Annotated in this window: 13 protein-coding genes; 12 read left to right on the forward strand and 1 reads right to left on the reverse strand. The window is 48.1% G+C overall.

Annotated elements, in window-relative coordinates:
* The 9 genes from M1D70_RS15160 to M1D70_RS15200 all read left to right on the forward strand — a co-directional run bounded on the left by M1D70_RS15160 (position 1) and on the right by M1D70_RS15200 (position 15,558).
* Positions 1–897, forward strand: coding sequence for a carbohydrate ABC transporter permease (locus tag M1D70_RS15160; RefSeq protein ID WP_009592681.1), 897 nt, complete (start codon positions 1–3; stop codon positions 895–897).
* 72 nt (positions 898–969) lie between these two features.
* Complete coding sequence (locus tag M1D70_RS15165; protein ID WP_456290354.1) at positions 970–2,628, forward strand: extracellular solute-binding protein; 1,659 nt, start codon at positions 970–972, stop codon at positions 2,626–2,628.
* A gap of 161 nt (positions 2,629–2,789) precedes the next feature.
* Entirely contained in the window at positions 2,790–4,805 is a 2,016-nt protein-coding gene (locus M1D70_RS15170) for a glutaminase domain-containing protein (RefSeq protein ID WP_456290355.1), read from the forward strand.
* Between the two features lie 14 nt (positions 4,806–4,819).
* Entirely contained in the window at positions 4,820–8,134 is a 3,315-nt protein-coding gene (locus M1D70_RS15175; RefSeq protein WP_456290442.1) for a glycosyl hydrolase, read from the forward strand.
* 271 nt (positions 8,135–8,405) lie between these two features.
* Positions 8,406–10,007: an S-layer protein gene (locus M1D70_RS15180; RefSeq protein ID WP_456290356.1), complete on the forward strand. Its 1,602-nt coding sequence runs from the start codon at positions 8,406–8,408 to the stop codon at positions 10,005–10,007.
* Positions 10,008–10,307: 300 nt separating this feature from the next.
* Positions 10,308–11,981, forward strand: a complete 1,674-nt coding sequence (locus M1D70_RS15185; protein WP_009592658.1) for a ribonuclease J — start codon at positions 10,308–10,310, stop codon at positions 11,979–11,981.
* 274 nt (positions 11,982–12,255) lie between these two features.
* On the forward strand, positions 12,256–13,206 hold the full coding sequence (locus tag M1D70_RS15190) for a carbohydrate ABC transporter permease (protein WP_009592680.1): 951 nt from the start codon (positions 12,256–12,258) through the stop codon (positions 13,204–13,206).
* 61 nt (positions 13,207–13,267) lie between these two features.
* The gene (locus M1D70_RS15195; protein WP_456290357.1) at positions 13,268–14,137 is read left to right on the forward strand and encodes a carbohydrate ABC transporter permease; all 870 of its coding nucleotides are present in this window, start codon (positions 13,268–13,270) and stop codon (positions 14,135–14,137) included.
* 41 nt (positions 14,138–14,178) lie between these two features.
* On the forward strand, positions 14,179–15,558 hold the full coding sequence (locus M1D70_RS15200) for an extracellular solute-binding protein (RefSeq protein WP_009592677.1): 1,380 nt from the start codon (positions 14,179–14,181) through the stop codon (positions 15,556–15,558).
* A 1,251-nt stretch (positions 15,559–16,809) separates the two neighbouring features.
* Here M1D70_RS15200 and M1D70_RS15205 read toward each other — a convergent pair.
* Positions 16,810–16,995: a hypothetical protein gene (locus tag M1D70_RS15205; protein ID WP_456290358.1), complete on the reverse strand. Its 186-nt coding sequence runs from the start codon at positions 16,993–16,995 to the stop codon at positions 16,810–16,812.
* 804 nt (positions 16,996–17,799) lie between these two features.
* Between M1D70_RS15205 and M1D70_RS15210 the strand changes: the two genes are divergently transcribed.
* The 3 genes from M1D70_RS15210 to M1D70_RS15220 are packed head-to-tail and all read left to right on the forward strand — an operon-like array spanning position 17,800 to position 21,325.
* Positions 17,800–18,768 (forward strand): ABC transporter permease, encoded by a 969-nt coding sequence (locus M1D70_RS15210; protein WP_326118410.1) that lies wholly within the window; start codon positions 17,800–17,802, stop codon positions 18,766–18,768.
* Positions 18,762–19,646, forward strand: coding sequence for a carbohydrate ABC transporter permease (locus tag M1D70_RS15215; RefSeq protein WP_100537121.1), 885 nt, complete (start codon positions 18,762–18,764; stop codon positions 19,644–19,646). The genes M1D70_RS15210 and M1D70_RS15215 overlap by 7 nt, the downstream gene beginning before the upstream one ends.
* A 41-nt stretch (positions 19,647–19,687) precedes the next feature.
* Positions 19,688–21,325: an extracellular solute-binding protein gene (locus tag M1D70_RS15220; protein ID WP_456290359.1), complete on the forward strand. Its 1,638-nt coding sequence runs from the start codon at positions 19,688–19,690 to the stop codon at positions 21,323–21,325.
* Positions 21,326–21,400 lie beyond the last annotated feature (75 nt).

Raw genomic sequence — 21,400 nt, forward strand, 5'->3', positions numbered from 1 at the left:
ATGAATCGAAAGTGGTCTTTCTTCTCGGTGTTTAACTACACGTTTCTCGCTTTGATCGGCTTCTCCATGATCTACCCGTTCATTTACATTTTGGCATATTCCTTGAATGACGGGAAAGATTCGATGATGGGGGCCATCTATTTCCTTCCCCGTAAATTCACGCTGGAGAATTATGCTCAGGTGTTCGATAACGCCCGCATATGGAAGGCATACCAAATTACGCTTATGCGCACCGTGCTCGGAACCTTCCTGCATGTGGTGCTGTGTACGCTCATGGCCTATGCGCTTTCCAAGAAGACGCTGCCCGGCCGTTCCTTTTTCACTTTCTACATCTTTTTGCCGACGATTTTCAGCGCCGGGTTCATCCCGTTCTTCATTACGCTGCAGAAGCTGCATCTGATCAACACCTTCTGGGTGTACGTGCTGCCGATGCTGTTCAATTTCATGCACATCGTGATCATCCGCACGTTCCTGCAAGGCATACCCGAGGAGCTGGAGGAATCCGCCCGCATTGACGGTTACGGCGATTTTCAAATCTTCGCTCGGATCATTCTGCCGCTCTCGGGACCGGTGCTGGCAACCATCTCCCTCTTCATCGGGGTGGCCCATTGGAATGATTGGTTCTCGGGCGCATACTACGTATCCAACAAAGACTTGATCCCGGTGCAGACCTTATTGCAAGAAATGCTGACCGAAGCAGAAGCATTATCCAATTCGATGCAGCGCGCAGCGCAGCAAGGTGGTCAGACGGTGGGCGGAACCAGCGGGGCAGGCGCGACGCCCGAATCGCTTCGCATGGCCTTGCTTGTCATCACGGTCTTCCCGATCCTGTGCATTTATCCGTTCCTGCAGCGATATTTCGTAAAGGGGGTTATGATCGGTTCGGTTAAAGGTTAGGTCATCCTGACCCGGAATTTGTCAAAAGGTTTACCAAGATCATTGATATCCATATTCCAGGAGGCGATTGGTTTGAAGAGGATTTGGTCGAAAGGCGTATCCGCATTGCTCGTGTCCATCATGGTTGGAGGTTTGCTGATCAGCTGCACGAATTCATCAGGGAACGGAGATAACGGGGAAGGCGCAGAAGGAGAGAATTCATACAAACTCAAAATATTGCACAATTGGAACGGCTCAAACGGTTCCGATGCCATCACGCCGGTGGAGGAAGTCATCAAAGAGAAGACGGGCGTTACGCTGGAGTGGGAATATACCAAGGGCAGCGAGACGGAGAAGGTCAATCAGATCTTCGCGACCCAGGATCTGCCCGATATCTATACCGGACCTGCCTGGGGCGGGGAGCTGGACGGGATCATCAAGGCGGCCAAAGAAGGACAATTGGTCGATATCTCCGACAAATTGAAGGATTATCCGAACTTGTCCAAATCCATCGCGGAAGAAAATGTGCCGCCGGCATTGTATGAAAAAGCGATTAACGCTTACGACGGCAAAAAGTATCTGCTGCTGCAAAATCAGCCGGCGACCAACGAAGACGGGATGGACTGGCTCTACGGCTTCTATGTGCGCAAAGACATCGCCGAGAAGGTTGGCGTAGATCCGCAATCCGTCGTGACGAAGGACGATTTCTATAATTTCCTCAAAAAAATCAAGGATGCCAATCTGCAGGAGAACGGCCAGCCGGTCTTTCCGCTGGGCGGTTTCAGCAACGGCTGGGCCGTCGGCATCGGCAACACCATGTTTTATTCCGGAGCGAGTTACGTCGACAAAGGCGACGGCACGCTTGAGCATAACTTCTTCACGAAGGGCTACGAAGAATATACGCTGTTCTACCGGAAATTGGTTGAAGAGGGGCTGATGGATCCTGAAGCCTTCACCCAGACGGACCCGATCGCCAAGGAAAAAATCAATCAAGGCCGCATCGCCATCCTGGCCGCGCACTATCCGGCGATCCTGGATGCTTCCAAGGAGTATGTCTCTTCGCATCCGGGCAGCGACTACATTCCGCTCGGCCCTCTGGAGCGCGCTGACGTTGAACCGGACAGGCCCGTGGATCTCGGAATTCAGGGCAACAACGTGACGGCGATCACCAAGAACTGTAAAGGGGCTTGCGTCGATGCTGCGCTGAAATTCCTGGATTTCATGGCTTCCGATGAAGGCTTCATGCTGGCTAGGTACGGGGTGCAGGGGGTTCACTGGGACATGAAGGACGGCAAGCCTGTTGCGAATCAGGAATGGTTTGACAAATTCAGCACGGATACCAACATGAAGCTGCGCAAGAATGAAGGCATCAGTATCGGCCTGGAATCGCTGACAGGGCTTGACCGCATCAATTCCGCTGCGGGAGGAGACATCTGGGCGGAACAAGAAAGGCTGGACGCGATGGAGAATGCTCGCAAAATCCTTCGTCCGAACGGCATTCAGGTCATTACGGCGTACAACCCCGGCGATGTCATCACCAAAGCGCCGGAATGGGAAATGCTGAAGCCTTCGATGGATCGGATGGGCGATGCGTGGAAGGAAGCGGTTTTTGGCAAATCGGATGAAGCCGCCATGAGCATTATCAACGAACTGCGGGAACAGCTCCGAAAGACCGGATACGATAAGGCGATGCAGTTCACGAACGAAAATCTGAAAGGGAAAGACGTCGTGACCGTTCAAATGCCGAACTAATCATATCCATGTTAAAGGGAGCCCGTTAATTAGGAAGGCTTCGCATGACCTTGTCATCCAAGGGGGCGAAGCCTTCGCTATTTTTCGAATCTATATTTCCAAACCGCAAGGAGATTCAGGCAGCTTGAAGAATAAAGAAAACATGAAGGAGTTGACGTTAGATGACAACGAATTTCAGACCTCCATCCGTGCCGCTGGTTACCGTAGATCCTTATTTCAGTGTATGGTCCGCTGCAGACCGTCTATATGATGACCATACCCGGCATTGGACGAACAATATTCAGGGCATGACGGGAGTGGCCATCATTGATGGCGCGCCGCGGCGATTTATGGGAAAAGTTATCACACACACGGAGGAGCCGTCCGAAGGACTTGAGCCTGAAGCGCTTGAGCAAACCGATCTGACGGTTGAGCCCGTAACGACCCGGTATACGTTTCAAGGGGGAGGCATTGAACTTCAAGTTCAGTTTACCACCCCGCTCTTGCTGGATGATCTCGATCTGTTATCCCGGCCCGTCACCTATCTGACCTTTCACGTTCGTTCATTGGATGGGCAAGGGCATAACGTAAAGATTTACATCGATGTAACGGGCGAATGGTGCGTCAATACGCTGGATCAGCAGGTGAGCTGGGAGCACCGCGTGATCGACGGACGATTGAATACGATGTCGATGGGTACAGTCGAACAGCCGATCCTGCAGCTTGCCGGCGATGACACACGAATCGATTGGGGGTATATGGTGCTGGCGGTGCCGCGTTCATCGCGGATACAGACGGTGATTCATTCGGCAACGACCCGGGAGCAGTATGTTAGGACAGGTCAATTACCTGCCCAAGATGATTCGCAGAAGCCGCGCCCCGTCTCCGATAACGTTCCCGTCTTGGCAGCCGAATTCGAATGCGGGACCGTCGGGGATGAATGGGTATCCGAATATCTGATGCTAGCGTATGACGATATCCATGCGATCGAATATTTCCGCAAGCCTTTGGATGCTTATTGGAAGCGAAACGGATGGACTTTTCATGACATGCTGATAGCGGCAGCCGATCAGTATGAAACGATCATGCAGCGATGCGAGAGATTTAACCGGGAGCTCATGACGGAGAGCCAAGCCGCAGGAGGCAATCGGTACCGGGATATTTTGGCGCTGACCTATCGGCAGGCGATTGCCGCGCATAAACTGGTTGCCGACGAAGCGGGACGTGTGTTGTTCTTTTCCAAGGAGAATTTCAGCAACGGATGCATCGCGACGGTCGATGTCAGCTACCCGTCGATTCCATTGTTCCTGAGATATAACCCTGAACTGATCAAGGGCATGATGCGTCCCATTTTTAAGTATGCGATGAGCGAGGATTGGACGTTCGATTTTGCGCCTCATGACGTGGGCACGTACCCGAAAGCCAACGGTCAGGTGTATGGCGAGAACAAGCTCGAGTATCAGATGCCGATTGAGGAATGCGGTAATATGCTCCTGATGGCGGCTGCGGTATGCAAGTATGAAGGCAATGCGGATTTTGCCAGGGAGCACTGGGAGCCACTTACCGCATGGGCAGGGTATTTGCTGAAGAATGGACTCGATCCGGACAATCAGCTGTGCACGGATGACTTCGCCGGACATTTGGCGCATAATGCCAATCTGTCCATCAAGGCGATCTTGGGCATTGCCGCTTACTCCTACATGTGCGATCGACTCGGTCTAGAGGAAGGCGCAGCTTATCTCGAAGCTGCACGGAACATGGCCAATGAATGGATGTCCATGGCTGATGCTGGCGACCATTATAAGCTTACGTTCGACAGCGCCGACGATTCCTGGAGCATGAAATACAATCTGGTGTGGGATCGGCTGCTGGCGTTCAACCTGTTTCCAACAGAAGTGGCTGCACGGGAGCTGGAGTATTACCAGCATCATCAGAATCGTTACGGCCTTCCCCTGGACAGCCGCGATACGTATACGAAATCCGATTGGCTGGTATGGTGTGCAGCCATGTGCACCACGCAGGCCGGGTTTGAGTCCATGATCGCGCCCCTATGGGATTTCATGAATGAAACCTCCGCGCGTGTTCCGGTGACCGATTGGTATGACACCATCAGCGGCAAGCAAATGAACTTCCAGAATCGCTCCGTCGTCGGGGGATTCTTCATTCGATTACTCATGTCAGGATCCAGATCAAATTAGAACAAAGACAGGTGATGTGTGTGAACAGCCTTCATGTTAAGGAAGAAATCGAAATGGATCTCATGCGGTTGAAGCAGCAATTCCAGAATCCGGACGCAACGTACCGCCCGCAGCCTTTCTGGTTTCTGAATCATGAGCTCAAGGAAGCGGAGCTGGAAAGTCAGATTCAATCGATGTTTGAAGCGGGCGTCGGAGGCGTTGTTCTGCATGCGCGCCATGGAATGCAAGCCTCATACCTGTCGCAGGCCTTTATGGAAGCTTTGGAATTCTGCACCGTGGAATGCCAAAAACGCAATATGGTCGTCTGGCTGTACGATGAGGATAATTGGCCAAGCGGGACGGTGGGCGGCAAGCTGACTCGCCAGCATCCGGAATTTCGCATGCGTTACTTACGAGTCGAGGAAAAGAGATATATCGGCGGTTCCGGGCAAGAAAGCTTGAAGCTGGATTTTGCACGCTATGAGAACAATGAGCTGATTGCCATTTTGGCCTATCGTGCCGTCGAGTCTGACGGGGAATGGCTGCTCCATGAAGCATCCGAGGATCTCACGCATGAATGGGGACGGGATTGGACGCCGCCGAATGCGGAAGACTCTTATGTCGTGCTGGCCTGCTGGTCCTGTGAAATTGCGGAAGGCATTACGTTTGCCAATGGGTACTACTTGGATACGTTGAATCCGGAGGCGGTCCAGGCGTTCATCCAGATGTCCTATGAACCGTTTCTGTCTTTGCAGAAATATTTCGGAACGACGATACAAGGCGTTTTTACCGACGAGCCGGGGCTCATGATCCACGATGGTTTCTTCGGTGTGGAAGCGATCCGGACGGCTGTTCACGATGTAGGCGCTACCCTGCCTGGCATGGTTTTTGCTTGGTCTGAAGGAATGGGTGAGCGGTACCGGCAAGAGAACGGGTATGATCTTATCCCACGATTAGGCGCTTTGCTATATAACATGGCAGACGGCAGCCGGGCAACGAAACAGCAATATTATGATACGATTACGCGCTGGTATGTGGAGGGCTATCATCAAGCGATTTCCTCATGGTGCGAAGGGCATGGACTGCTGTACATCGGCCATACGCTGGAGGAGCCGGTCTGGGGGCAAGCCAGGTCGCAGGGCAACCAGACGCGCGTCCTGCAGCAGTTTCACTATGCAGGCGTGGATTATTTAACACCCGGCATCGGCACCAAAGAGAATCCTCATCGGATCGTGTCCGTGAAGACGGCGGCTTCCGTAGCCGGGCTGGATAATAAAGAACGCGTGATCTGCGAGGCCTTTGGCGCCAGCGGTCACGGCTATTCCATGCGTCAAAGGCGGCTCGATGCCAATTTCATGGCTTTCCTGGGCGTTAATCTGTTTATCCCGCATGCGTTCTATTATTCGTTTGCGGGGTATCGGAAAACCGATTTTCCTCCAACAGAGTTCAAACATGCGCCGCATTGGCCGCATTATCGCGCTTTTGCCGATTATATCGGTCGATTGAGTCTGCTGGGCACGAGCGGTAAACGTACACCGGAGGTTCTTCTATTATCGCCTATTCATACGGTGTGCGAAAATATGTTCGCATCTGGACAATCTAACCGGTTTCCTTCATCCGATACCTTGTTCTCGCTTTTGTCGGATCGCATGCTGCGCCATTCCATTGATTATGACTATGTTGATGAGTGTCAGCTTCGCGATGCGGACCTTGTTGATGGGGAAGGGATTCGATTTAGCAACGATGGGAACGTATATTCGGTTTTGGTTATGCCCGAGGTGGAAGTCATGTCGAGGGACATTGCCGTTCTACTGGTTGCCTATGCTAAGCAAGGCGGTACGCTGGTTGCCGTAGGAGCAATTCCGCGGCATAGCGAGACCGTGCGTCAGGACCCGGAGCTGGCAAAGCAAATGCATGAGCTTTTTAGCCCGAATCCTCAGCATGGGGTTTTACGCCCCGTTGGCAAAGGGTATGCTTTATTTTATTCGTTGGAGGAAACGGACCACGAAGACACATGGATCGAGGATCATCTCGATCCCGGAGAAAAGCGGATACTTGCCGATCCAGAGATGTCCGGAGGCCGTATAAAGGAGCAAGCTCCAGATCTGCTCGAGCCCTTGTGTGAAACGGTAAGCAGGTTATTAATGAAAGCTTCTGCCTTACGATGGAAGCTGCTTGAAGGACAATATGAGGATTTGATCTATGTAGAACGCGTGTTCGGTAACCGTGTATTTGTATGGTTTATGAACTGGACGGAGCATGGCGTTGCCATGAAGCTTGACGCAGGAGAAACCGGGCACCTTATTGAAGAGTGGGACCTGGAAAGCGGGAACATACACCAGTTAGCCAGAGATTCCGTTCTTACCTTTGCACCTGGAGAACTGCGAGTTCTATCGGTCGATCCTGAGGTGAGACCGGTTAGTGATACGGAACAAATGTTCGCAGAGGTGCAAAAAACCGAGGATATTATCGTTCTCGAAGATAAGTGGCGTTTCCAATCACTTGAACCTAACGTTTTATTACTGGACCAGTGGCAGGTCACGCTGAATGACCGAAACTCCAGGATGAATGCCACGATGCCTGGGCAAGTGAACACATACCGTACCACGTTTACCGTGACGCAGGCATTGATCGAACAATTGCTATCACCGAGTGGACGAGATCGTTCTAATTCACCAGATGTCCGTCCATTGCCGAGGCTTGAGTTGATTCTGGACGATGTGGATCAGAAAATACCGGCCCATATCGGCTTCCTGCAGCGCAGGCGCAATGTTGAAATCTTCGTGAATGGGGTCAGGCAGAATGCACTGAAGCCATCCGATTGGCAGGATTCAAACTATGCTTGCCTGGATATCACGGCTCATTTGGTGGCGGGCGAGAACGAGCTCGAGATATTGACGGTTTCCTTATTGGAGCCGATGCCGGCAATTTCATTCCCAGCCTATTTGATTGGGCCGTTTGAAATAGAAGATGGGGTGAGGTTAAACGCATGTTCGGAACATATGTTTGGTTCTTGGGCTTCTGCCGGCTATCCTTATTTTGCGGGGGCGGGTGATTACTCTCAGCAGGTAGACCTGACGGAGGTCAGCTTAGCTCCGGACGAGGAGTTGTGGCTGGAAGCCGAAGATATTAGGGAGACGGCTTGCCTATATGTGAATGATACAAACGCTGGCATCCGGCTGTGGCCTCCGTATCATTGGAACATCACGCCGTATGTGGAACAGGGGCTCCATCAGCTTACCATACGTGCAGCCAATACGCTGGAGAACCTGTATGGCAAGAATGCTTTGCCTTCAGGGGTGAATGGACAGGTGAAGCTGGTACGTCGAACTTTATCCAAAGAAATGTAATCTTAGAGGAAGTTCATCGAAATGACTACAACGAATGCAGGTTGTAGTCATTCTGTTTATTAATGGTTTACATAATATAATATATGTAACCTAATGGGTAAAGAGCTGCTTATTTCGAGTTACAAAGACGCCAGCTTATTTATTCTATTGGACATAGAGAATAACGAGGACCATTCTTACAAATGTATCGATTTATCATAACATTCTCTTAATCAAGAAGGCTTACACTTAAGTAGTTTTACGATTGATATCAACTCGGAGGTGCCATGAAATGCAGCTAAAGAAGAAAACCATCATGGTTTTGGCGCTCAGCTTGTCCATCCTTTCGCAAGGCATGGTTGTTCATGCGAAGGCGGATGGGTCTAAGTTTAAGCCGGAAAGCAACGGCAAATGGATGACAGGGGAGTATCACGCGCATACGTATCAATCCGATGATGCCAGTCAATCCTTGCAGGAATTGCTGGACAACGGGTTCGATAAGTACGGCCTGGATTGGATCGCCGTTTCGGACCATCTTAGAGTTTCTAAACGGGATGATGAAGGAAATCCTCTTGCCGCCGGACCTGTTCCGTTCTCCCAAGGAATGGCACTGTACCAGATTCCCAAGATCCAGCAGCTTCAGATAGCAGGGAAATACAAGAACAACATTATCTTTTCGGGTTTTGAATGGGACATGCCTACATACGAACATGTGGGAGTCGGCATTATAGCAGGCGCATTGGGTTCAGAGTCGAGCCTTAAGGCAGCCCGTCAGTTCGAGTATCTATTTACGGATCGGGATGAAGCGATGTTTGATCCCAAAGACGTCGCCGATTGGAAAAAAACAGGCAGCCGGGCTTCTACGACGTCCGAAGATGCCCGAACGGCACTGGCCTGGCTCCAAAAAAACTACGCCAACAGCAGTTATGCATTGCTCAACCATCCTTCCAGAAAAACCGTTTATACGATCGCTGACATACGGGATTTCAACAACATCGCGCCGAATGTCGTATTCGGGATGGAGGGAATGCCCGGGAATCAGATGGAACCTGATCGTGGGGGGCTAAATTTAACTACGCCGGAAAACAGAACCTATGGTGGCGCTGATTACATGATTGCCAAAGTTGGCGGCGTATGGGATGCGCTGCTCGGCGAAGGACGCGAATTTTGGAACTTTGCGAACTCGGATTCTCATTTTGAGATAAGTGATAACCGTTTATACTCCAGCGGTTATTGGCCCGGACAATACGCCAAGAATTACACATGGGTGAACGGAAAGGATATGCAAAGCGTGCTGAACGGCATGCGTTCAGGCAAATCGTTCTCCGTGCACGGCGATTTAATCAACGCCTTGGATTTCCGCGTTCGCCATGGAAATAAGCAGGCCGAGATGGGGAGTAAACTTCAAGTGAAACAAGGGAATCCTATCGAAATTACGATCCGATTCAAAAGCCCGAAACAAAATAACAACGGCGACCCCGTAGCCGTGGATCATGTCGATTTGATCTCGGGTGATGTCACCGGTAAAGCACAACCAGGTACGGCGGCATACAGCAAGAGCACCAACGATTCGACCAAAGTGGTGAAACGGTTTACGAGCAAGGATTGGACAACCGATCGGGATGGATACAACGTGATCACATATCGGACGAAAGCTACAAAGGACCAATATTTCCGGTTAAGAGGAACGAACCTTGGCGTGAATGTTGCCGGTGAAACCAGCCATGGCGATCCGCTCATGGATCCGAAAACGGACATTGAAGACAACGAGCAGCGATTTGCGGAAATAAATAAACGGAATTACAGCGACCTGTGGTTTTATTCTAATCCGATCTTTGTCAGCGTTGACGATAAGCCGGTTAAAGCTCCTAAACAACTGGCGAAGCATTCGTAAGACGCGACTTGCGCTATATTCAGAAGACTGCCGATTGTCCGGCAGTCTTTTTTTCATTTTTTTCTACTTATAAAGAAGCATGAGGTCTGATTTCCTAACTGGCTGCAACTGAAATCGCTAAAGACAAATGGCATACCGTTTCAGATTGGCGGGTTTTCTGTCGTTACTTCGCATCACGACTGGCGAAGCCATTGTTACCCACGGTGTATAAGTTTTGCGAGAACTTCAATAATATAGGAGGAACAACATGCATCGAAAGATATGGACCTAGGCGAGTAGAGACAAGGAGGCAACCTAGCCATGAATATAGCTGAAAAGAAACTGCTGGTCGCCGCGCTTGGCGGTGTGAATGAAATTGGCAAAAACATGTACTTCATACAGTACGATCAAGATATTGTGGTGATTGATTGCGGCTCGAAATTCCCTGACGAAAACCTGCCCGGCATCGACTTGATTGTACCCGACTTCACCTATTTGCTGGACAACGCGGATAAAGTCAGAGCCCTTGTCGTCACTCATGGACATGAAGACCATATTGGTGGAATTCCCTATTTACTGAAGCAGCTGCCGATCCCGGTGTATGGGACGAAGCTTACGATTGAGCTGATTAAAATCAAGCTTAAAGAGCATCGTATTCTGCGTAATTCCGAGCTCCACACGATCGATGCGAATTCCACTATTCAAGCGGGTGCCATCCATGCCTCTTTTTTTTCGACCAGTCACAGCATTCCGGATTGCGTGGGCATCGTTTTTCAAACTCCGGAAGGCAATGTCGTCCACACGGGAGATTTTAAATTCGACATGTCTCCTGTGAAGGGACCTTATCCTGACCTGCACCGAATGGCAGAAATCGGCAAGCAGGGCGTGAAGGTGCTGCTATCGGAAAGCACAAACGCCGAAAGACCCGGGTTTACCCCTTCGGAACGCTTGGTTGGCGGTCATATCCTGGAGGCTTTCGCCCAGGCCAAACAGCAGGTATTCATCTCCACATTTGCTTCGAACGTCAACCGTGTCCAGCAGATCATCGATGCCGCGGTAGAAACGGAACGGAAATTGATTCTGCTCGGCCGGAGCATGGTTAATGTCGTTGCGGTGGCCAAGGAGCACGGGTATCTCAACATGCCCGATGATTTGCTGATCGATGCTGGAGACAGCGAGCGTTATCCGCCGGACCAAATCGCAGTGTTATGCACGGGAAGCCAAGGGGAGCCTATGGCAGCCTTATCGCGGCTAGCCAACTCCAAGCATCCCCATATCGAAATTCTGCCGGGCGATACCGTCATTATTGCGGCAGGGGCGATACCGGGTAATGAGCGGAATCTGGCTCATGTCATCGATAATTTATATGTGCTGGGAGCCCAGGTCATTTATGGATCGGGTGTAACTTCTGGGATGCATGTATCCGGACATGGCAGCCAAGAAGAATTGAAGTTGATGCTCACCTTAATGAAACCGGACTATTTGCTCCCCGTTCACGGTGAATTCCGAATGCTCTATCAGCATCGTCAGCTGGCAGAGTCCGTGGGGATCCCGAATGAGAACGTGTTTATCGTTCAGAATGGCGATACGATACAAATCCAGCAGGGAATGGCATCGTTAGGTCCTAAAATCCCTTCAGGCAACAGCCTAGTGGACGGATTGATGATCGGCAACGTAGGCAATATCGTTTTGCGGGACCGCAGGCAGCTGTCCTCCGACGGGATGCTCATTATCGTCACCACGCTCAGCAAAACGGAAAAGCAGATGGTGGCCAAGCCCGAGCTTATATCCCGGGGTTTTATCTTCGTGAAAGATTCGGAGGAATTCATGGGTCAGATCCACGATATCGTCTCGTCTTCAATGAAGGATTTGACTGAAACCGGATCCACCCAATGGAATCTGATCAAGCAAACCTTGAAGGATCATGTCGGCAAATTCATATACAGTGAGACCAAGAGACGGCCGATGATTCTGCCCATCATTATCGAAGTTTAAGCCCTTTGAATATATAAAGCACAGCCTATTGGAGGCTGTGCTTGTTTTATGCGTATCGATATGGGGTTCAACCTAGGCATACACCCGGAAGCGGGCAGCTGCATACACTGCCGATAAAGAATCGCTTTAAGGTGTTGATCTTTCATTCACGTCTGTGAAAAAAAGAATAACACATAATCCGGATTCATCCACATAACCATGTACAGAATGGACATGAACGTCTTGTCCGATTGCCGGAATGGATCCGGTTACTAACGAAAGGAGGAGGATCGGTTTGTCATCCACCCCAGAAGGGAAATGGACTGCGGAACATGGAAAATGGGCAAAACGAAAGTTCAGATTTACGCGCAATGACTGGATGGGCTATCTATTCAGCGCCCCTCTGATTATCGGCGTCATCGTATTTGCCATTTATCCCATGTTTGCCGCACTGTTTATGAGTTTTCATCAGACATCCGGGCTCAATTTATCCGGGAACTGGGTGGGCCTGAGCAACTATCGTTACGCATTAGAGGATTCCTTATTTTGGCAAGCGCTTACAAATACGTTCGTCATGGGGATATGGTCCGTATTGCTAGGGATCGCGCTTTCGTTTGTTCTGGCAAGCCTGATTAATAATCTGAAATGGCATCTGGGACGCAATTTTTTCAAAGCGGTCTATTTTCTGCCCAACGTCGTGTCCGGCGTTGCTACAAGCTTGTTGTTCTCCTTCTTGTTTTTCCCCTCCAAGGAAGGGCTGATCAACTTCGTGATTGGATTGTTCGGCATCGATCCGGTCGGCTGGTTCACGAACCCGGAAGTTGCGCGTTACAGTATCGTGCTGATGAGCTTGTGGGGTGCACTAGGGTATAACACCATTATTTTTCTGGCCGGTTTGCAAAGCGTCCCGCGGGATCTCTATGAGGCAGCCGAGGTCGACGGTGCAGGCACGTACCGGAAATGGTGGTATATAACGATTCCATACTTGCGTCCGATCTTTGTGTTCATGCTCATCATGGGAACCATCGGCGGAATGAAGCGGTTTACGGATGTATGGTTAATCGGCGGAACCGCAGGTAATCCTGGGGGAAGCTTGATGACCGTGGTGCTGTATATTTACCGAAATGCATTTCTCTCTTCGCAGATGGGGCTGGCTACGGCCGTATCCTATCTGTTATTCGTCATCATACTCATCTTAACCGTGTTCCTCATGCTGCTCAACCGACGTAAAGACAGCTTGGATTAATCCCATTATCTATTCTCGGATCCGTAGGGGGAACCTTATTCCAGAAGACAGGAGGGTAACTATGAGCAGTTCAGCCTTGCCCAAGGAGCATGTGCGCCGTAAACGTATCACACCTCAACAGCTGATCCTGACACTGGTTCTGTTGGTAGGTTCATTCATCATGATAGTGCCATTCTTATGGATGCTGGTAACGAGCTTCGATTGGGCTGCACGATTAAACATTTCGTTTCCACCGAAAATATGGCCGGAGGAGCCTTCGATCCGAACCTATGAAGCCGCTTTCACCAACATCAATATGTTTCGATATATCGGCAATTCCACGCTTGTCAGCGCAGGGGTCATTATCATCAGCTCGTTGTCCGCACTATTATCCGGTTATGCCTTATCCAAGCTTCGCTTCAAAGGAGCTAATTTCGTACTGCTGCTGGCGTTAAGTACGATGATGATTCCGTTCGAAATGACCATGATTCCGCAGTATCTTTTGTTCAGTAAACTTGGGTTGGTCGACAATTATCTGGCATTTTATTTGCCGGCCATGAACTATGCGTTCGGTACTTTTTTAGCCAAAGCGTTCTTTGATCAATTGCCCAGCAGTTTAAGGGAAGCGGCCGTACTGGATGGAGCTAAGGAAATTACGGTATTCAGCCGGGTTTATCTGCCGCTGTGTACGCCGATTATCGCCACCATGATCATTCTGCTGTTCTTGGGCGTATGGAACGATATGCTGTGGCCGCTGCTGATCTTGAAATCGGCTGCCAAGTACACGATCCAGATCGGTTTAGCCATGTTTACGTACAACAACGGTATTAACCAACAGCCATCCATTATTATGGCGGCCACAACCACGAGTCTCATTCCGGTTATCGTCGTCTATATGTTCCTGCAGCGCTATATTATCGAAAGCATTGCGCTGTCCGGTATCAAGCAGTAATTCAGAAAGTAAAGCTAAAATTATGCGGGGGTGTTGATGTGATGAAAAAAGCTGTGCTGCTGATCCTGTCATTCGTGCTGGTGTTTACATTGGCGGCTTGTTCAGGCAGTTCAGGTAAAGATGTGACAGGCGGCGTTACAATTGAAAAAGTATCGGATATGGAAGGAACGGTTCGCGTTGCGCTGGCAGGCTGGCAGCTGGATAACGGGATCGATGCGCTGACAGGCAACCCGACCATCGGACTCAACGAATATTTGGATAAAACGTTCAAAAAAATGTATCCGAACATCAAACTGGAGGTTTATCAAATCCCTTGGGAGAACGTAAAAGCCAAACAAACGGCCATGCTGCTCTCCGGCGATGCGGATGTCTTGTATACCGGGGGAGCCTTTGCATCGCAATGGTACCAAGAAGGGCTGCTGCGTGACCTGGACGACTTGATTGCAAAAGATACTTCGTTTGACCCAAGCATCTATTTGGAAGGCATTATGAATAATTCCTACAGCACCAAGTCGCCGGACGGAAGCAAACAATTTGGAATTCCTGCCGTTCTTGGCCGCCGGATGACGATTTATGATAAGAAGCTGTTTGAAGACTGGGGCGTTGAAACACTCTCGGCACAGCCGGGACCGGATGAAATTCTGGAGAAAGCCAAGCAGATGACCGGCAAAAACCCGAAAACCGGTGAAGACAATTTCGGTTTGTATTGGAGCGGCAACTCATTAAACGGATCTACCTTTGTTGCATTAACCCTTGCATATGGCGCCAAAGGAGCGGAAGGGTCACTGAAGGATATCAAGAACATCAAGTGGCACCTGAATTCTCCGGAAATGGTCAAAGTGCTGGAATGGCTGAAGGAGGCCGCACAGCTGCCACCGGCCGGGTTCGTGAATGCCCAGGGTGCCGAGAATTTCGGGCTCGAGAAAAACAATATTGCCATCGCGCTGGATTCCACCGGCGGCTCCACGATGAGTGAATACCGGTCGAAGCAGAACAAGGAGCTGCTGGACCGTTTTGAACCTGTGCTGAACATGGGTCCTAAAGGCGAAGGCTGGGTGGCGGTTGACCCGTTCATCATGGCAAAGAACGCCAAAGATGTGGATGCATCATGGGAAGTATTAAAGTTCTTGACCAGCTACATGACGCAAAAATACATGTATGAGAACTTCTCCAGTACCCCGACACTTAAAAACGCTGATTTCGTAACTCCGGAGGATAAGTTTGTGAAAAAAGCTCTCGAAATCGCAGATGTTGGCCACTCGGAGCTCATGGATGAAGCCAATCCGTTCTATATGAGCGACATCGCTCCAGCCATAAACGGATTTATCAGCCAGGCGGCGTCCGGTAATGCTCCGGATATTCAGAAGTTTCTGGATGATCTGCAGGCTCGTGCCGAGAAGTGGTCTGCGAATCTGAAGTAAAAACAGGAGGGGACTGCACAGGTGCATGGGTTTGATAAGCGTGGTTGACTTACACGTTGTCCCTGACTTTGAAGAGACGGGCTAATCATGATGAGTATATGAGCCGAACAGCACAATATATTCCAATATTAAGTAAATCGTGCATTGTCCCGATGATGCGGGAGAAAAACCGACCGAATATGGCCGGTTTTTTTTTATATTCCAAGGTACATAAAATAACATATAATGGTAAATCATAAAGGTGTAGAGAGGGGAGGGTTAAAAAAATTAGGAAGAAGGATGATAACAAGCAAGCAAAAATCAAAACGATTAAGAACCACAACGAAAGGTTAAAATATCTCAGTAGGGAAATTCAGCTAAAATGTGTTAAGCGAAATCGTAATAATAATGAAATAACCAAAATTCGATGATTTTGTACAAATAATCGTTTAATGACGATATTGGACGACATTAATTGAAGTTTAATTAAAGCCTTAGATTAGATGAATTGTAATTCAAACGAATGAATCAAGAATCTAAATGAAGAAAGAATCCAATTGAAAACAGTTAAAGTTGTTGTTTGATAAAAAGAAGATGCGCAAGAAAAAAGGATTATAACGGCTTAACAGAAAGCAAAAACTATAAGCAGACTCATACGAATCTAAATGAAAATCAGCTGTAGCGATTCTTTTCTTGTCATCTGTTTCACAAAACTCGTATTTTGTACATATGTAGGTAAGTGTTTCCCGTTAGTTCAATGAATGACTAACAGTATGAAAGTATCCGTCAAAATTTGCTTTAAAAGTAAAATGAACTATATCCGATTAAGAATTTATCGTAACTCGTCCCCTTTCGTATGAACTCATCTTGAGGATAAGAGTTCGATTTCCTCAAAGGTAAGATATGCTGTCTATCGATGAGAAAGTGACTACCATACTCTTCCTCGCTGTATGCATCAACACCAATTCACACTAAACTGCCCGTTAGTTGAACAAAGGCAGTCGATCTCGTTAACGGCTGCCTTCTTGTCTTGTATTGAACTAACGTTTCCCGTTAGCTTAACAAGAAAGAGCAAGTCATTACATTCTCAACTCTTTCATCCTCATCTAGTGTGCCAACTACCATTAACAGCCGTAGATCCTTTCCCACTGAACCTTTTATTTCAGCTTTAGAATAAAATGTTCCATAGCCATGCTCTTTTGCGATGTACTCCGTCAAAATTTCTAAAATATCATCTTGACTATACTTAAAAAATTTAACACAATCAATTTCTCATATTTTTTTTTCTTTTTTGAGAGCATAGACAATCATTTGATTCCCACGCAAAGAGTTAGGTAACTTTTTTCCATACTCATCAAGGAACATACCCTTACCAGCGTTATAAAAATATTTTGTATTATCTACTTTCACATGAATGTTTACTAAACCTGAACCTCCCCTTTCTACATCCATGCTCACCTTATAACCTTTTATCTTTGTATCCTGCATTACCCTAGGCCCGTCGTTTCATCCCAATACTCGCCGGCAAAGCGCATTACGTTCGGGACGGTTTCTTCGGTTTCAACCGGACCCACCCCAAATATCGTAAGAATAACTGTTTAGCTGCTTACCCTGCTCATCCACCAGACCGACAACATCGCCGTGACCGTTGAATTGGTAGTACTGCAGTTTCCCGGTGGCACGGTCCTGCCTTGCCGTTAACTGACCGTACAGGTCATAGACATAGGCATAGGTAAGGGTAATATTGCTTCCGGAGACTTCTGCTTCCCCGATGAGTTTGGCTTCCTCATCATACTTACTTCTCGCCCATCTTCGCTACGACTCCTTTCAATTATTATTCTCTTTTTCGCCGTCAGGGTTATACTCCGGTACGTATTTTAAATCTTTGAGTTTTTCATGGACAAGTCTTCTCCTTTACGGTACCCGCCATCACGAGTTTAACTAAGAGAATATTCTCTTGCTCATCTACACTTATCTGGTAATCGGCACTTCACAAACAATTTGTTGGATACTTTATTTTGTTCACCATATCTCAGCGGCGAATCAGTCGATAATCACACTGGTCAAACTAAGGTCAACAACTTTTTTTGAATATGATCACTTTCATTCAACATGACCTTATTTTTTTGTTTTTCACCATAAATTCATGTCAGTTGTAAAGAAAAGCCGATACCGAAATTACTGCAGATGTACAAAAAAAACATTCTCCTGTACATTAATTTTCAATAACTCGACACATTTTGAAACCAGGAGTAGGAGGTGATGAGGTTTTTGATTAAAACTGAAGTGCAACAACCACACCAAGAAAAGCCGGCTGCCGCCCGTTCCCTCTCCCGTGCCAGAACGCTCTGGAAGAACTGGGAGCTGTATCTGCTCATCCTTCCTGTTGTGGTATATTACATTATTTTTCATTATGTACCCATGTATGGAGTGCAGATCGCCTTTAAAGACTTCATCGCATCAAAAGGGATTACCGACAGTCCTTGGGTAGGCTTTAAACATTTTGAACGCTTTTTTGACAGCTACTATTTTGAGAGATTGATTATGAACACCCTGGAGATTGGACTTTATGAGCTAGCGGTGGGCTTCCCTGTCCCTATTCTGCTGGCACTCATGATCAACGAGGTAAGAAGTAAGCGCTTTAAAAAGACCATTCAAACGGTAACCTATGCCCCCCACTTTTTGTCTACTGTCGTGCTTGTCGGTATGCTATTCATCTTCCTGGATCCGAATTCCGGTATGATCAATACGATCATCCGATTGTTTGGCGGTGACCCGGTTGCCTTCATGACTCAACCCGGATGGTTCAAGACCATTTATGTCTTTTCAGGTGTCTGGCAATCCATGGGCTGGAGTTCCATCATTTATTTAGCCGCCCTAACCGGCATCGATCCGCAGCTTCATGAAGCAGCCAAGGTGGACGGCGCCTCTCGTTTAAAACGAATATGGCACATCAATCTGCCTGGCATTATGCCAACTATTATCATTTTGCTTATTATGAATGTCGGCTCCATTATGGCTATAGGGTTTGAGAAAGTCTTCCTTATGCAAAATGATCTTAACCGGGACAGCTCAGATGTTATCGCGACATATGTGTACCGAAGCGGGATTTTAGGCGCCCAGTACAGCTTCTCTGCTGCCATCGGACTGTTTAATTCGATTATAAACTTCATTTTGCTCGTTACGGTCAACTTCATATCCAAAAAGGTGGGACAAACAAGCCTATGGTAAAGGAATCTGCGGGCGACCGCCTCTTTGACATCATCAACTATATTCTTCTGGCCATCGTACTGATCATTGTTCTGTACCCTCTCATCTTTGTGGCCGTTGCGTCTATCAGCAACCCGGCTGCCGTTGTGAAAGGAGAGGTATGGCTTCTGCCCAAGGAAATAAATTTCACGGGTTATGAAAAAGTATTTGCGAACAAGGAAATTCTGAACGGTTATATGAACACAATTCTCTATACCGTTGCAGGCACGATCGTGAATGTTGGGATGACCATATTGGCTGCCTATCCCCTGTCGCGAAAAGATTTTCGCGGGCGGAATATCTTCACTGCGCTTTTTGTTTTCACCATGTTCTTTAGCGGCGGTTTAATTCCAACTTATCTGATCGTTAAGGACCTCGGGATGACCAACACGATGTGGGCACTGATTATCCCTAATGCGGTGGCTGTCTGGAATATAATTATTATGCGCACCTTCTTCCAGCAGAGCATTCCATTTGAAATTCAGGAATCGGCCCAAATTGACGGCTGCGGTAACTTCAAAATTTTGCTGAGAATCATCCTACCTCTCTCGATGCCGATTTTGGCTGTCATGACCCTTTTTTACAGTGTTGCTCACTGGAACTCCTTCTTCAGTGCATTAATCTATCTGACAGAGAGGGACAAATACCCGCTTCAGCTTTTTCTTAGAGAAATTCTAATTCAGAGCAATATGCAAGATATGATTCAGACTAGTGAGGAGTCGCTAGCCAAAACGATTATGGAGGCGGAGTCGATCAAATACGCACTTGTCATTGTGGCCAATCTGCCCATTTTACTACTGTATCCATTTCTTCAGCGCTATTTTGTTAAAGGCATGGTCATCGGAGCTATCAAAGGTTAAACCTTTATTCAATCTTTATTCATATATTAAGGGGGCATATTATGAGAAAGTCCATGAATCTGTTTCAATCCGGTCTCAAAGTAACGCTGGCTGCCATCATGTCTTTTTCCATCCTGGCGGGCTGCAGCGGCGGAGGTTCTGATGGACCTGCGGAGGGAGAAGCTCCAGAAGCTTCAAACAACTTTAACCCAACGGGTCTGCCGATTGTTAAGGAACCCGTCACGTTGAAGATGATTGCCGGCAAGGCGCCGACCACGGCACCCGACTGGAACACGACAATGCTATGGCAGGAATATGATAAAATGACCAACATCAAAGTCGAATGGGAAATGGTTCCGAATGACACGATGACGGAAAAGCGTAACATTTTGCTTGCTGGCGGCGATTATCCGCACGCCTTTTTCACGGCAGGCATTCCGCTGGCTGATCTTCAGAAATATGGTCAACAGGGCATTTTCATCAAACTCAATGATTTAATCGATCAACATGCACCAAATTTGAAAGCGCTTTTAGAAAAATACCCTGACGTAAAAAAAGGACTTACGATGCCGGACGGCAACATCTACTCCTTCCCTGGCGTTTACGACCCCGAATTTAAATCTGTGCTCTCTTCTGCAAAAATGTGGGTCAAACAAAGCTGGCTGGATGAACTTGGCCTGAAGGAGCCTCAAACGACGGATGATTTTTACAACATGCTGAAAGCTTTTAAAGAAAAGGATCCGAACAAAAACGGACAACAGGACGAAATTCCTTACATGGGTGTCGGCGTCGATAGCCTGATGAACTATTTAAAGGGCTCTTGGGGCCTCAGCAATCACGGAATCCGTAATGCCAATGTAGATCTCCAGCCGGGAACCGAAGAACTCCGCTTTATTCCAACCGACCCGAAATATAAAGAAATGTTGGAGTACATGAACAAGCTGTATAAGGAAAAATTGATCGGAGAGGACGTTTTTACTGTCCAAGCTAATCAATATTATGCTAAGGGTGCGGAAGGTGTTTATGGAGCAACCATAACGACGAGTCCTTATACTTTGATGAACCAGGATGATTATATTGGAGCCACCGCATTAAAAGGGCCGCACGGCGACCAAATCTGGGCTGCAATCGGTTCACCCCTTGCTACTCCTGGTGCTTTTGTCATTACCGACAAAAATCCAAACCCGATTGAAACGGTTCGCTGGATTGACTACCTGTACGGTGAAGATGGCAGCAAAATGTTCTTCATGGGCTTTGAAGGAAAATCTTATAATGTCACGGCAGACGGACAGTTTGAATATACGGATGAAATCACCAAGAACCCGAGCGGACTTACATTCGAGCAAGCATTGATTAAGTATGTTGTATGGCCGGGCGGCGGTTATCCGAATGTTGTCCAAGAGAAATTTTTCAAGGGTGCGGAGAGCCGGCCGGAAGCAGTTGAAACCGCTGAAAAATACGATCCATATGTTCCTGAAGAAGTATGGCCCGCCTTCTCTTTTACAGCCGAGGAAAATGAGGATATGGGCACGCTGGGAGCAGACATCAACAGCTACGTAACAGAGATGAGAGCCAAATTTGTTTCCGGCAGCGCCTCCTTCGATGAGTGGGATAACTACGTAAGCACTATAAACCAAATGGGCCTAGAGCGCTATATGGAAATTTACAAGAATGCGTATAATCGTTATAAACAGGATTAATTATACGGTACAGCTGACGATCGGGATGCCTCTCTCTTCCCGATCGTTGCCGTATCCTCATCTATTATGACGGGA

The sequence above is a fragment of the Paenibacillus sp. AK002 genome, assembly GCF_053903045.1.

Excerpts from the sequence above, each read along its gene's own strand:
- M1D70_RS15160 (WP_009592681.1), top strand. The coding sequence starts at position 1 with ATGAATCGAAAGTGGTCTTTCTTCTCGGTGTTTAACTACACGTTTCTC.
- M1D70_RS15170 (WP_456290355.1), top strand. The coding sequence starts at position 2,790 with ATGACAACGAATTTCAGACCTCCATCCGTGCCGCTGGTTACCGTAGAT.
- M1D70_RS15175 (WP_456290442.1), top strand. The coding sequence starts at position 4,820 with ATGTGTGTGAACAGCCTTCATGTTAAGGAAGAAATCGAAATGGATCTC.
- M1D70_RS15180 (WP_456290356.1), top strand. The coding sequence starts at position 8,406 with ATGCAGCTAAAGAAGAAAACCATCATGGTTTTGGCGCTCAGCTTGTCC.
- M1D70_RS15185 (WP_009592658.1), top strand. The coding sequence starts at position 10,308 with ATGAATATAGCTGAAAAGAAACTGCTGGTCGCCGCGCTTGGCGGTGTG.
- M1D70_RS15195 (WP_456290357.1), top strand. The coding sequence starts at position 13,268 with ATGAGCAGTTCAGCCTTGCCCAAGGAGCATGTGCGCCGTAAACGTATC.
- M1D70_RS15200 (WP_009592677.1), top strand. The coding sequence starts at position 14,179 with ATGAAAAAAGCTGTGCTGCTGATCCTGTCATTCGTGCTGGTGTTTACA.
- M1D70_RS15210 (WP_326118410.1), top strand. The coding sequence starts at position 17,800 with ATGAGGTTTTTGATTAAAACTGAAGTGCAACAACCACACCAAGAAAAG.
- M1D70_RS15215 (WP_100537121.1), top strand. The coding sequence starts at position 18,762 with ATGGTAAAGGAATCTGCGGGCGACCGCCTCTTTGACATCATCAACTAT.
- M1D70_RS15220 (WP_456290359.1), top strand. The coding sequence starts at position 19,688 with ATGAGAAAGTCCATGAATCTGTTTCAATCCGGTCTCAAAGTAACGCTG.